12 protein-coding genes, 1 pseudogene and 1 CRISPR repeat array are annotated in these 13,945 nt (G+C 40.2%); all 13 genes and pseudogenes read left to right on the forward strand.

Annotation, left to right across the window (positions count from 1 at the left end; all coding sequences use genetic code 11):
* Nucleotides 1-219: 219 nt before the first annotated feature.
* Nucleotides 220-336 (forward strand): annotated as a pseudogene (locus tag JFU01_RS08980) (LPXTG cell wall anchor domain-containing protein); the annotation flags it as partial.
* A 257-nt stretch (nucleotides 337-593) separates the two neighbouring features.
* Nucleotides 594-3,083 (forward strand): CRISPR-associated helicase Cas3', encoded by a 2,490-nt coding sequence (gene cas3, locus JFU01_RS00330; RefSeq protein ID WP_195855390.1) that lies wholly within the window; start codon nucleotides 594-596, stop codon nucleotides 3,081-3,083.
* A 36-nt stretch (nucleotides 3,084-3,119) separates the two neighbouring features.
* A complete protein-coding gene (gene cas5c, locus JFU01_RS00335; protein WP_195855391.1) occupies nucleotides 3,120-3,902 on the forward strand; it encodes a type I-C CRISPR-associated protein Cas5c in 783 nt (260 codons plus the stop codon).
* Nucleotides 3,899-5,872, forward strand: coding sequence for a type I-C CRISPR-associated protein Cas8c/Csd1 (gene cas8c, locus JFU01_RS00340; RefSeq protein ID WP_195855392.1), 1,974 nt, complete (start codon nucleotides 3,899-3,901; stop codon nucleotides 5,870-5,872). Before cas5c ends, cas8c begins: the two co-directional genes overlap by 4 nt.
* Nucleotides 5,873-5,884: 12 nt before the next feature.
* Nucleotides 5,885-6,748 carry a type I-C CRISPR-associated protein Cas7/Csd2 gene (gene cas7c, locus JFU01_RS00345; protein ID WP_195855393.1) on the forward strand — a complete coding sequence of 288 codons (864 nt, stop codon included), beginning with the start codon at nucleotides 5,885-5,887 and terminating at the stop codon, nucleotides 6,746-6,748.
* Nucleotides 6,738-7,409 carry a CRISPR-associated protein Cas4 gene (cas4, locus tag JFU01_RS00350; protein WP_195855394.1) on the forward strand — a complete coding sequence of 224 codons (672 nt, stop codon included), beginning with the start codon at nucleotides 6,738-6,740 and terminating at the stop codon, nucleotides 7,407-7,409. The genes cas7c and cas4 overlap by 11 nt, the downstream gene beginning before the upstream one ends.
* A complete protein-coding gene (gene cas1c / locus JFU01_RS00355; protein WP_195855395.1) occupies nucleotides 7,406-8,434 on the forward strand; it encodes a type I-C CRISPR-associated endonuclease Cas1c in 1,029 nt (342 codons plus the stop codon). Before cas4 ends, cas1c begins: the two co-directional genes overlap by 4 nt.
* Nucleotides 8,435-8,446: 12 nt before the next feature.
* Nucleotides 8,447-8,740 (forward strand): CRISPR-associated endonuclease Cas2, encoded by a 294-nt coding sequence (gene cas2, locus JFU01_RS00360; RefSeq protein WP_195855396.1) that lies wholly within the window; start codon nucleotides 8,447-8,449, stop codon nucleotides 8,738-8,740.
* A 135-nt stretch (nucleotides 8,741-8,875) separates the two neighbouring features.
* A CRISPR array of direct repeats spans nucleotides 8,876-9,507; the repeat unit is 32 nt; unit sequence GTCGCAGGCTTCGCGCCTGCGTGGATTGAAAT.
* A 748-nt stretch (nucleotides 9,508-10,255) separates the two neighbouring features.
* Complete coding sequence (locus tag JFU01_RS00365; protein WP_195855397.1) at nucleotides 10,256-10,711, forward strand: PTS sugar transporter subunit IIA; 456 nt, start codon at nucleotides 10,256-10,258, stop codon at nucleotides 10,709-10,711.
* Nucleotides 10,708-10,992, forward strand: coding sequence for a PTS sugar transporter subunit IIB (locus JFU01_RS00370; RefSeq protein WP_195855398.1), 285 nt, complete (start codon nucleotides 10,708-10,710; stop codon nucleotides 10,990-10,992). The genes JFU01_RS00365 and JFU01_RS00370 overlap by 4 nt, the downstream gene beginning before the upstream one ends.
* Nucleotides 10,989-12,263: a PTS ascorbate transporter subunit IIC gene (locus JFU01_RS00375; protein WP_195855399.1), complete on the forward strand. Its 1,275-nt coding sequence runs from the start codon at nucleotides 10,989-10,991 to the stop codon at nucleotides 12,261-12,263. Before JFU01_RS00370 ends, JFU01_RS00375 begins: the two co-directional genes overlap by 4 nt.
* Before the next feature lie 160 nt (nucleotides 12,264-12,423).
* The gene (locus JFU01_RS00380; protein WP_195855400.1) at nucleotides 12,424-12,945 is read left to right on the forward strand and encodes a 3'-5' exonuclease; all 522 of its coding nucleotides are present in this window, start codon (nucleotides 12,424-12,426) and stop codon (nucleotides 12,943-12,945) included.
* Between the two features lie 117 nt (nucleotides 12,946-13,062).
* The gene (locus JFU01_RS00385) at nucleotides 13,063-13,929 is read left to right on the forward strand and encodes a PPK2 family polyphosphate kinase (RefSeq protein WP_195855401.1); all 867 of its coding nucleotides are present in this window, start codon (nucleotides 13,063-13,065) and stop codon (nucleotides 13,927-13,929) included.
* The last annotated feature ends 16 nt before the right edge of the window (nucleotides 13,930-13,945 follow it).

Below are 13,945 nucleotides of genomic sequence, written 5' to 3' on the forward strand. Positions count from 1 at the left end.
CCTGTACAAAAAAGGTATAAAAATTTATCAACATAAATGAAAATATCTAAAAAGACAAGTGGTGTAAAAAGTAACAAATTGATATAAAACATAAAATAGGCTTTATATTTGCTTTAAATCAAGAAGTTAACTTGACTATGCTGATATAAAATTTCAATTCATATTCACTTTAAGCTTAAATTATAATGGTTTACAGAATGATACTACCCTCAACAAGTAGCAAGTAAATTGCCAGAGACCGGAACGATAGATAGTAAGCTGCCTTTAGCGATTGGTCTAACGACAATGTTAACTGGACTGTTATCCTTTAAGGTTTCAAAAAGAAGGTCTCATTAATAATGTTATAAAGTCTAAAGATTTTATAATAATCGAATAATTCTGATTTTCAGTAATCTAGAGTATTTAATAACATAAACAGCAACAGGCTGGACTCCGAAAAAAGTCCAGCCTGTTTTGTTTAATCAATAATAAAAACCACATAATTTCAATCCACAGTAAATTGGTTATTGCTCTACTGACAATTTTATTATACCATAAAATTGTAAATAAAAAATAAATTCTATGTAGTTTTTATTAAAAGTAGAGGTGATGTTTTGCTAATCGCTCATAAAAATAAAGATGGAGCAGTCCAAGAGTTAACTGACCACCTGGTCAATGTGGCCGACTATTGCTATGAAGCCGGAGATAAAGTGAACTTAGGCTGGACAGCTTTTCTAGCGGGAGTTCTTCATGATGTGGGAAAGGCCGATCAAAACTTTCAAGATTATATCCAGAATGGCAAGAAAGTTAGAGTTAACCACTCTTCTGCTGGGGGCAGGGTAGTCGATTATTTAAATAAAAAAGTGATGCCCAAAAATCAAACTGGATATATTTATAGTCAAGTCCTCCAATACGTGATTTATGCCCACCATGGTCTATTTGACGCTATAGATCTTGAGAATCCGTCTACCATTAATATGGAAAAACGTTTTAACTATGATGAAAATGGAGACTATCGTTTTGACAGCCAGATCTTGCCTTACTGTGAAAAATTAAGCGAATTGATTCGAGATAAATATGGTTATTCCCTGGAAGAGATCTACCAAAAGGGCGTAGCTGAGTTTCAAATGCTTTGGGATCGTTTCAAAAAAATGGCCCTAGCGATGATTAAAGAGGATAGTAATCAGACCTATGCGGTGAATGCTTTGCATTTCTATCTCCATTGTCTAGTTCGTCTTATCTTATCCATCCTTAAAGAGGGGGATATCTATGATTCAGCCAACTGGGACCAATTAGAACTTCCTGAACATCGCTGGGATAGGCAGGAGAGGTTGGCTATTTTTAACCAAGCTCTTGATTGTGTGGAAGACCAAGCCAACTATTATGGACAATTTGCAGGAAAATCAGCTATAAATTATTGGCGGACGAACTTTTCTAATCAGCTTAAGGATCGTGCTAGTGATCCAACTGATTCAGCCTTACAATTATCTTTACCAACTGGATCGGGCAAGACCCAAGCAGTCCTTCGTTATGCGGTTAACCGAGCCAAGACTATGAAAAAAGACCATGTTTATTATGTGACCTCCTTCTTATCTGTTCTTGAGCAGAACGCACATGAAATTGAAAGCGTTTTAAGTGGGATAGAGGATGCTATTCTTGAACACCATTCTAATATCGTGGAAGAGGACGGGCAGGAAGACCAGCAGAGTCAGAAATACCGTCAACAACAATACCTCATTGATTCCTGGCAGGCACCTTTTGTATTAACGACTATGGTTCAATTCTTTCAGACCATGTTCAAGGGTAAAGCCAGTCAAATCCGACGTTTTCACCAATTAGCCCACTCAGTCATTATTTTAGACGAAGTTCAAAGCTTACCCATTAAGGTCCTTTATCCCTTTAATTTAATGATGAATTTTCTAACTGAGGTAATGGGTACAACGGTGATCTTATGTACTGCGACCCAGCCACTCCTAGCGGACAAGTCTTTAGATTATCCTATACAGTTTCAAGATTCATCACCTAACTTGGTTTCCTTGCATCCTGAAGCGGAGGAATCATTTGAACGGATTGAAGCTCTTAATTATATTGATCAAACTAGTAAGCAGAGGCTTTCAACTGATAAATTAGTAGCCCTTATAAAAGAAGATGCTGAAGAATTTCAAAGCATCCTTCTTGTTTTAAATACCAAATCCGCGGTTAATACTTTGGTCCAAGCCCTGGAAGAGTATTTTGATGCTGATTCACTCTATTATTTAACCACTAATATGTGCGCCAAGCACCGCTTAAATCAAATCGAAAAAATTAAAGGGCAGATGGAAGTGAATCACGATCAACCCATCATTGTGGTCAGTACCCAACTGATCGAAGCAGGGGTAGACTTGGATTTTAATGTTGTTTATCGTTCCCTGGCAGGTATCGATTCCCTAGTTCAAGCGGCTGGACGCTGCAATCGTAATGGTTATTTGGATAAGGGACTGTTTAAACTAATTGATTACGTTGAAGAAGATTTAACTTACTTAAAAGAAATTAAAGCTAGTCAGGAAGCTGCTGGAAAGGTTCTACGCCAAGAGGGGATTAACCAACTGGGGCAGAGTTTTTCCTTAGAGACCTTGGTAGCCTCTTATTACCAGAACTTGTATAAAAATCCACCTGAAGATATGGATTATACTCTCGAGATGAAGTGGCCGCTGAAAAATCAAAACGTCATCGACTTATTAGGTTGGAATGATTATGTGCGCAAGAAAAGTAAAGAATCGGATAAATATATGATTGCTCAGGCTTTTAATACGGTCGCTAAAAAATTTAATCTTATTGATCAAGAAACCATTTCAGTGATCGTTCCTTATCATAACCGCGACTTGCTGGACCAAATGCGGCAAGCCATTGACGATTATGACTTCAAGCATCTAAAGCGCCTACTAAAACGCCTCCAACCCTATACTATCCAAGTTCACTATTCAGGCAAGCTTCAAGGCAAGGTTGAGGAATATTTGGATGGCAAGATCCTAGTTCTGTTAGAAGAATATTATGCTTCTGATGAGAGTGGTGATGCCTTAGAAATTGGTTTGAAGGATGAGGGAATGGAGAGTTTTATCTTATAAAATAATTAAGTATTTTGTGTATAGAAAGGAGTCCTTATGGAAGAGACTAATCGTTTTCAGTCTAAACCCTTTTATTATCGCCTATATGGAGATTATGCGCTGTTTACAGATCCAGTCACTAAGGGCGGTGGAGAGAAGTTTACTTATCAAATTCCCACCTACCAAGCTATAAAAGGGATTACTGAACAAATTTATTGGAAACCCACGATTTATATTGTTATTGATGAACTAGTGGTCATGAATCGAATAGTGACCGAGACCATGGGCGCTCGCCCAATCATCACTACCGGCAAAAAGCCGGGTAATGATCTCAGTAACTACACCTATCTGAGAGATGTTGACTACTTAATTAAATTTCATTTTGAATGGAACCTTAATCGTCCTGATCTAGCCAAGGACCGTAATGAATTCAAGCACCAAGCGATTATTTTACGGTCCTTAGAGCGCGGAGGACGACGCAACATTTTCCTGGGAACGAGCGAATGTATGGGCTTTGTCGAGCGTTTATCAGAAAAAGACTACTATGAAACTGCTAGAGAATCTTATTATAAGCAGTCGAATGTTAGTTATGGGATTATGTTCCATAGCTTCACCTACCCAGATGAACAAATTGGCAACGAAGCGGAAGATGACTTAAAACTCTACAGTAACTACACTCCGATTCAAATGAAGAAAGGCAAGATAAGTTTCTGTAGGCCTGAAGATTGTCAGATGCAGCAAGTAGTCAATAATTATCATTTTAAGACCTTCAATGAAGCAAATATGACCTTAGTCGATGAGGAGTATCAAGCCATGAGATTGGAGGGAACAGAACAATGAACGTCTTAACCAGTCTCTATCAGTCATACTTACAATGTGAAGAAAATGGCCTGGTGGATCAAACTCAAAATCTCAGCAAAGGGGATCCGGTTCTATTACCGATTTTTCATTCTAATCGCTCAGCAGGTAAAAAAGATACTATTGAGGTTGTTTTAGATGAGCAGGGGAAATTTCATAGTGCTGATTATTTAGAGGAAGGGGAGGCCCTTATTTTCCCCATTACCCATGAATCCATCGTGCGGTCGGGAAGTAAGACTGCTCCTCATGCATTAGCCGACCAATTATCCTATCTCTGTCCCGATTTTGATCAAGATAAGTTTGAAGCTTATTTAGACCAATTAAAAGATTGGCTTTCATACAGTCAAGGGAGTTCTATTGAAGGGCACTTAAAGACTATTTTTGATTATTTGAAAAGTCAAAGTCTGACTGAAGATATTATCCATTCTTTATCCCCGGATGCGAAAAATGTTGTCTTAAAAGATAAAAAGATCGAATTTGACTCGCAAGATAAGAAAAATACAATCAATTCGACTATATTTATTACTTTCCGTATCTTACAAATTGACGCTAAAGACTTTTCTGTTTCAAATAGTCAGGCTCTACACCAAAATTATATTGCCTTTGTCCAATCGCAATTGGATCAATTACCTCATCAAATTTGCCAAATATCTGGTCAGGCGATGTTTTGTGCCAAAAATCACCGGGGGATTATCGGAAATGCCAAATTGATTTCGGTAAGTAACCATATTGAAACCTATAAAGGTAGAATTTCTGATAAGGATAAGGTAACAAGTATTGGTTATGAGACCTCTCAAAAAATTCATAATATGTTGAAGTACTTGATGGATAATCGGGAAACTGCCACCTATATGAAGGACGGTTGCGTCTTGTTGACCTGGTCTAGCAAACATATTAAGGATAATCAGATTCCCTTGGTTGAGGGGCAAACTTTCTTTAGCGAAAATGAAGAGGATAATAATACCTTTTCGGCTTCAGATGCATCGCTACTCGATATGGGAACTATGGACACAATTGATTATAAACCTGATGAGCTTGATGCTAATGCCTTTCGACAAGCCTTCATTGGCAAAATGGAGGAAAAAGATCGCGATATCACCTTGGAAAATTTCTTTGTTTTACTTATTCAAAAGATTAGTAATGGACGGGTAGCCATTAAATATTTCAGAGAGATTTCCTTAGACCAGTATGTAGACCAACTCGCTGTCTGGTATGAATCGACCTATTGGACCTTTGGAGCTCCTGGTTATCGCCATGTGCAATCTCCTTCATTTTATAATATTGCCCGCTTTACTTATGGGATTAGTGAAGAAAAGCGTATTTTACCAGCCAAAGACAAGGTTCAAAACCTTGTCTATCAAAAGCTTTTGCCCTGTTTAGTGGATGGTCGGAAGTTTCCTTTGGATATTATTCAAAAAATGGCTCTCAATGTGTCGCAAAGGAATCGCTATCGAAAAACCTGGCTAACTTTAGTGAATTATGCCTGCGCTATTATGAAGAAATACTATTGGGATTATGAAAAGAAAGAAGTGAGTGAAGCTGTGGATAGAGAGAACCAAAGTTTAAGTTATTTATACGGCCGTTTAGCTGCGGTTTACGAAGTGATGGAACTTACTGCCTCTCCAGTCAATGATTCAGAAGATGGCAAGAAGAAAGTTAAAGTAACTAATGTTGAAAAGTACTGGAGTCAGCTAATGAATTACCCCATGGGTGCCTTCCAAGTGGTCAATGAACGCATTATGCCTTACCGAATTCGTTTGAAAAAAGATGGCAAATATTACCGTCGTTATGAACGTTTTGAGCGGGAAATCCTTAACCAAATTGATGATTTGAAGGTTGATGCAAAGCAGGGCAATCGCAAGGTAGGCTTTGACTTCATCTTAGGTTATCAAGCACAAAAACGTGAAATTTATAAGAAAAGCAGTAAAAATAGCCAAGTAGAAGCAAAATAGGAGGAATTGATAATGAGTTTAGACCATAAGATTGATTTTATCGCTACGATTGAAGTAAAAAATGCTAATCCTAATGGGGACCCTCTAGCAGGAAATTATCCCCGCACTGATATTGGCGGCTATGGAATTATTACTGATGTTTGTTTGAAGCGTAAATTAAGAAACCGGATGCAGGACCAAGGACAGGAAATCTTTGTGAAGGCCAATGACCGGATCGATGATGGTTATCTCTCCCTACAAAGTCGTTATGAAGCTGCTTTTGAAGATAAAGATGAAAGAAAAAAGATGCCTAATGAAGAAATGGCTAAAGGTTTCTGTGAAAATTGGGTGGATGTACGGTCATTTGGGCAAGTGGTAACTTATGATGGTAAATCAATTGGTATCCGTGGCCCGGTTTCAATTGCTATGGCCAAGAGCTTATCTCCCGTTGAGGTCGTTTCCATGCAGATTACTCGGAGCACTAATGCCGCTGAAAAAGGTAATGACAGAGCTTCAGATACTATGGGTTCTAAGCAATATGTCGATTATGGTGTCTATGTGATTAAGGGCAGCATTAATCCTTATTTTGCTGAAAAGACTCAATTTTCTGAAGAAGATGCTGACTTAGTTAAGGAATGTCTGCGCACTTTATTTGTTAATGATGCTTCTGCAGCAAGACCAGAAGGTAGTATGGAAGTGGTTGATATTTACTGGTTCGACCACCCAAGTAAAATCGGAGTGGTATCAAGTGGTAAAGTCTTTAACCTCTTACAATACGATGAAGTGCCTACTTTAGATATTCATTCTTATGACGATTACGGCATTCATCTTGATGAGGATAAGTTGAAAGAATACCAAGAAGCAGGTCTGAAAGTGGAGCATTTCCATGGCCTATGATGAAGACGATTATTTGATGCTCTCAGGAATTCAACACTTCTACTATTCAAAACGGCAGTGGTGTTTAATTCATTTAGAACAGCAGTGGGCGGATAATCAGTACACCATCGAAGGTCAGTTATTGCATGAGAAAGCGGATAATCCTTATTTGAAAGAAAAAAGACGGAATCATTTTATCTCGCGAGCGGTCCCGGTCTCTTCCAAGAAACTTGGCTTAACAGGAATATTAGATGTGGTCGAATTCACTAAAGATGAAGAGCATGGGGTCGAGTTAGCTAATCGCAAGGGGAAATGGCTTCCTCGCATCATTGAATTCAAACGGGGGAAACCAAAGCAGGATTTGCGTGATATTGTTCAATTAGTTGCTGAGGTAATTTGCTTAGAAGAGAACTTGAATACTACAATTGAAGAATCTTATCTTTTTTATGGCAAAACCCAACATCGAGTGAAAGTTGAGATTACGCAGGAATACCGCCAACTAGTTCAAGAGCTTGCGGATGAAATGCATGAGGCTTTTGTTAAGCAGGAAAATATTGGCTTAAGTGAAGCTCCTGATGATAAAGGTGATTCCTTGCGCGATATAAGTTTATCTTATGCTTTGCGTCCAGAATTCGACTATGAGGCCTATATGATTAAGACGATGGATGATGATCTAACATGAGAAAATTATTAAATACTTTATATATCACCAATGAAGATTATTATTTAGGTTGTCAAGGAGAAAACATTATTATCAAATTGGATGGGAAAATCATCAGACGATTTCCCATTCATATTTTGGAAGATATCGTTACCTTTAATTATGTAGGTGTGAGTCCGGCCTTAATTAAATTATGTAATGAGCATAAGATCTCCTTAACTTTTTTGACTCCAAGTGGTAATTTTTGTGGGAAATTTATCGGTAAAACCAATGGTAATGTCCTATTGCGCAGGGAACAGTACCGGATAGCTGATGATGAGAGAGCGCTTCAATGCGCTAAGTGGATAATCGAGGCTAAATTAATTAATAGCCGAAAAAATTATTTGCGGTTAATAAATGACTATAAAGATCGTTTGGGTAACTTAGAAGAGATACAAATTGCATGTGATAAAATAAAAGAAAGTATACTGACTATCCCGACAGTCACAACTAGTGATGAGTTGCGCGGAATTGAAGGGGATGGGGCTAGGACTTACTTTCAGTTATTTGATTCGCTTATCCTTCACCAGAAAGAAGATTTTAAATTTGTCTTTCGTTCGAGACGCCCTCCACTCAATCGAGTCAACGCAGCTCTGTCATTCTTGTATAGCTTGCTGACTCATGAAGTCCAATCTGCTTTGGAAACGGTCGGACTGGATAGTTATGTTGGTTTCTTTCATACCGATCGACCAGGTCGGGCAGGCTTAGCCTTGGATATGATGGAAGAATTACGGGCCTATCTAGTGGATCGTCTAGTCGTTTCTTTGATTAACCGTAAACAAATCAAGGCAGATGACTTTGAAGTGAAGGAAAATTCTGCTGTCTTGTTAAATGATGACGGCAGAACAAAAGTGATCAATGCTTGGCAGAAAAGAAAGCAACAGGAAATAAAGCATCCCTATCTGAAAGAAAAGATTAGTATAGGCCTAATTCCCTATGTGCAAGCGCAGCTACTAGCACGGTATATTCGTGGAGACATTGACTACTATCCGGCATTTATTAGTTAAAGGTGATTTGAGATGATGGTGTTAATTACTTATGATGTGAATACTGAAAGTAAGGCTGGTCAGAAACGTTTACGTAAGGTGGCCAAGGTTTGTGTTGACTATGGTCAACGGGTTCAAAATTCGGTTTTTGAATGTAGCTTAGATCCTGGGCAATTAGCACTCGTTAAATCGAAATTAGATGATATCATAGATAGTGAGGTCGATTCGATCCGCTTCTATAATCTGGGTAAGAATTGGGATCATCGAGTACAAACTTTAGGACGGGACGATACCTATCACCCTGAAAAGGACGTCTTACTCTTATAACGAACCCCAAGCACACAGATTTGTATCGGTAGTTTCGTTTGTATTATGGCCTTAAAAATATAATATAAGTGATTATTTTGCTCTTTTTTAGGCACTTATATTATGAAAATATAGTGAAAACTTGTAAAAAGAGCTGTCGCAGGCTTCGCGCCTGCGTGGATTGAAATGTTAGTCGAATTATACGCTAATGATTGCGCTAATGTCGCAGGCTTCGCGCCTGCGTGGATTGAAATCACCCGGTTAGAGACTACCTAAGAGGCCTAAAGTGTCGCAGGCTTCGCGCCTGCGTGGATTGAAATTTTGTAAGACAAGCGTATAAAGCGGCGGAAGATTAGTCGCAGGCTTCGCGCCTGCGTGGATTGAAATAACGACTGGCACGATCTTATAAGCGTGAGTTGTGCGTCGCAGGCTTCGCGCCTGCGTGGATTGAAATCCTCCGTTGCCGTTAATAATGCAAAAGACGGGCTCGTCGCAGGCTTCGCGCCTGCGTGGATTGAAATGACAAGTGCGGGGTTAGTGATCTATGACGACAAGTGTCGCAGGCTTCGCGCCTGCGTGGATTGAAATTGCTGAAATGCTGGACTCGGTAACAAAACGTAAGGTCGCAGGCTTCGCGCCTGCGTGGATTGAAATCGCCACAGAGAGCGGAGCAACAACTAGGGTTTTAGTCGCAGGCTTCGCGCCTGCGTGGATTGAAATTCCTTAACTGATGAAACTAAGAAAAAAATTGAAAAGTCGCAGGCTTCGCGCCTGCGTGGATTGAAATAGACATAAGGCATACTTTCATACCACAAAACAGCGGTCGCAGGCTCACGCCTGCGAGGATTGAAATAGATGCACGTGAACCAAAATATACCGTTTCCCGCGTCGCAGGCTACGCGTCTGCGTGGATTGAAATTAAAGGACGCATCCAGACATCTTATACAAGTCCGCTAGTCGCAGGCTTCACGCCTGCGTGCATTGAAATTAACATGCGGCTATGTGGTTCAAATCAGGTACAAAGTTGCAGGCTTTATTTCAACAAAGCTAGGTTATTTACGCAAAAAAATCAGCCCTTGTCAGCTCTTCCAATAGGGAGTCCAACAAGGGCTTTTACTATTACAGCGACTCACAAAATCACTAAAAATATTAACTGAATCCTAAAAATAAATCATAACACCACTAACACCGATCACTATTGATCTTTTTTACTAAGTTGACAGTGAGACTTAGAGAGGATAAACTATCAGTAAATCAAAACATTATTAAGGAGATTACATCATGACTTTAGTATTCATTTCTTGGCAAGGCTGGCGTAGAGTAAAGTGAGATAACTAAGAACGGTTAGACTCGCTTTATTTTGGTTACCCCAATTGAAGAGGAGTCTATGCCGGATGTAATCGAAGAGAATGAAGCCGCATAGATGGCGGTTATGTGAGACTGTGAGTTTTTACACAAGTCCGCTTAACTTTTCTATGCGGCTTTTTTTTGTTCTCATCCGGAAGTTTTCAGATCATTAGTAGAGGAGATTAGCACATGACAGACTTTATTCACCCCAATCGAATCGCCTTGCAAGTCGAACTCGAAAGTCCAGAAGCAGCGATTCAATTTGGCGGAAATTTATTAGAAGCAGATGGCTTAATTAGTCAAGACTATATCCAAGCCATGCTTGACCGCTACCATAAGCAGGGGCCTTACTTTGTAATTGCCCCGGGAATTGCCTTCCCCCACGCACGACCGGAAGAGGGCGCTTTGAAAACGGGCTTTAGTCTGGTGACTTTTAAGAGGCCGATTGTTTTTTCTCATCCCACTAATGATCCCGTTCACTTAATCTTGTGCTTGAGTGCGACCGATAGCAAAAAACATCTTGAAACCTTAATGCAGCTGGCTGAGCTCTTGCAGTCAGAAGCAACTAAAGAGAAGTGGCTTCAAGCCAGTGATAAAGAAGACATTTTAGCAGATTTAAACGATTTAGGAGGCTATGACTTATGAAATTTGTAACGGTATGTGGCGCTGGAGTAGGTTCTAGCGTGATGTTAAAAGTGTTCGCCCAAAATATTTTATCCGATGAAGGCATCGACGGCAGTGTGGAAGCTGCTGACATTTCTTCACTCAACCCTTATGACTATGACGTGATTATCACTTCCTCAGCCTTTGCTGAACGTTTAGAGGGACAGGTCAAACATTTAATTATCATGGATAATATGTTGGACCAGGATTACCTAAGAAGCCAAATCCTTAACCTAGCTAGTGAAGAGGAGGCTGTTCGATGAACCTATTACTTTATTTTATTCAAACCATCTTTTCCCAGGCCGTCTTTATTATTGGTTTGGTCTGCTTAATTGGACTATTGATTCAAAAGAAATCTTTCGATAAGGTGATCTCTTCTGTAATTAAGGCCATGATCGGTTTCTTACTCATCAATGAGGGTGGGAAATTTCTAGGGATGGCCTTATTGCCACTCCAACCCATGTTTATTAAGATTTTTAACTTGAATGTTAATGTGCCGAGTCTTGACCAAGCCATGGGTGGTCTCGAGGGTGTCGGCTTTGAGATGGCCTTGATTTTTGCTCTCGGTTTTGTGCTTAATATTTTAATAGCTCGCTTCACGCCCTTAAAATTTGTCCACCTCAGTGCCCATGTGTCTTTCTTCTATGCAGGTTTAATTGCGGCTCTCTTAAAATTTAATACCAGTTTATCGACTGCAGCCATTGTTATTATTGGTGCTATTATTCTTGGCGTTTACTTGACCGTAACCTGTGCCTATGTTTATCCCTTTATGAAGAATATCAAGGGTGGTCAAGGCTTTACCTTAGCTCACTCTTCTTCAGTCGGATTATTGATTGGCGCCTTGTTAGGTAAAGTAGTGGGTAAGGGCAGTCGTGACATTGAAGAAATCCAATTTCCTAAAGCCCTCGGTTTCTTACGGGAAATGACCATTGCCTTATCCTTAGTGATGATGGCCTTATTCTTGGGACTTTCTCTCTTAGCTGGGCCAAGCTTTGTGGTTGACCAAGTGTCTAAGGGACAAGATATTTTAACCTTTAGCTTAATTAATGGGCTTACCTTTGGGATGTGGATTACGGTGATTATTACTGGAGTCCGGATGCTCTTAGCGGAAATTGTTCCGGCCTTCCACGGTATTTCAGCCAAGTTAATTCCAAATGCTGTCCCTGGTTTAGATGTGCCTTTACTTTTCCCTTACCATCCGACGAGCGTGATCGTTGGTTTCTTAATGAGCTTATTGGCAGGCTTCCTGGGCGTCTTTGTTTTAGGATTAATTGGCTACCCTATCCCTGTTTTCCCAGCCTTGATTCCGACTTTCTTTACCGGTGCCATCACGGCTATCTTCGGTAATAGTACTGGTGGGAGACGCGGAGCGATTGCTGCTTCCTTCACCAATGGCTTGATCCTGATTTTCGGACAAGCTCTCCTATTACCTATGGTAGGGGACTACGCGCAAATCATGCGGGTTCTAGCTGAAACTGACTATGCCTTCTATGGTCCCTTGTTAGGTTACCTCCTCAGACTGATAGGCATTTAATATGGACCACCTTTCTCTTGTTAAGGAGGAGGGTGGTTTTTCCTTTCCAAAGGGGTAAAATTTTCATAGGATAGAGATGCAACAACTTTAAAAATCGTTGAAACAACACTGAAGGAATCCATAAATTGTAAAATGACTATTAAAAGGAGATTCTAAAAGCATGACCTATAATATTTTTAGCCAAGTTCCCAGTGAGTATGTCGTCTTTGACTTAGAGACTACAGGACTGGGCTTTTCCAGTAAAATTATCCAGCTTGGAGCGGTTCATTTTAAGGAGGGCAGGGAAGTAGCTACTTTTGATCAACTCGTTAATCCTGAGCGGACGATTCCTTATAAGATTACTCAGTTAACTGGGATTAGTGATGTCGATGTTATGGGGGCGCCTACAATCGACCAGGTGGCTAAGGATTTCATGACCTTTATCGCTGATCTTCCTCTGGCCGGCTACAACAGCAAGAAATTTGATATTCCCATGCTGCGTGCTAATACTGGCATTGATTTAAGTCTTAGACCCCATATGGATGTCCTAGAAATGGCGCGTTTGAGTCCCATCTGCACCCCAAACTATAAGTTGACCACTGTTAAAAGTTATTATGGCATTCAAAACCGCGCCCACGACGGTCTCAATGACTCACGGGCTACCGCCTTAATCCTTGAAGAGTTCCGTAAGGGTAACTTTTAAAGGATTAGAGGCTATTTCAAGCCTAGGGTCAAGTCTTTTCTATTTCTATAAAAGCGTTTTCATGTTAAATTAAAAGTAATGAATACCACGATTGATAAAGAAAGGAAAAGATCTGCCATGGAATTTAAAGATTTTAAAGTCACCGACGGCAATTTCAGCCTGGCTGACTTCCAGACGGCTTACCTGAGTGATGCTGAAGACGAAAAATTAAAAGAGGAGATCTATGAAAGTCTGGTTCCTCAATTAGTGGATTGGCATGACCGCTTGACTGCGGAGGGAACCCATGGGCTCTTAGTTGCTCTTCAAGCCTTGGACGCGGCGGGGAAGGACGAGTTGATCCGCTATATTTTCTCAACCTTACAACCCCAGGCGCTCAAAGTCACTTCTTATCAACAGCCATCAGACAATGAAATTGCCCATGATTATCTCTGGCGCATGCATGAAGGGATGCCGGAAAGGGGAACGATTGCGATCTTAAACCGGTCTTACTATGAAGATATCATCGCACCTCAAGTGCACGATTCCTTGGATTCCGATGACCAACCCAGAGAAATTCGTGACGATCCCCAAGTGGTCGAAAAACGATACCAGCAAATTCTCCAATTTGAAAAGTATCTCTGTGAAAATGGTTTTCCTGTGGTCAAATTCTTCTTCCATATGTCTAAAGATAAGCAACGGGAGCGCCTTCTAGAACGGATTGAGGAGCGGGAAAAGAACCATGAATTTTCCTTCTCAGATATTGAGGACCGCAAGAAGTGGGATCTCTACCAAGAAGTCTTTGAGAAGATGCTTCAAAACACAGCTTGTGACTATGCCCCTTGGTATATCTTGCCTGCTGACAACCCTTGGCTAGCCCGCAAAATTGCCACCCAAGCCTTGATTGAAGTCATTGAAAAAATCGACCCCCACTACCCAACATTTTCAGATGAAGAACAAGAAAAGGCCAATCAAATCGTAGAACAGTTGCGTAATAATGAGATATAAGTCCAAGTAGAAAAAC

It is taken from the genome of Aerococcus sp. Group 2 (assembly GCF_905125285.1).
Lineage (GTDB): Bacteria > Bacillota > Bacilli > Lactobacillales > Aerococcaceae > Aerococcus > Aerococcus urinae_E.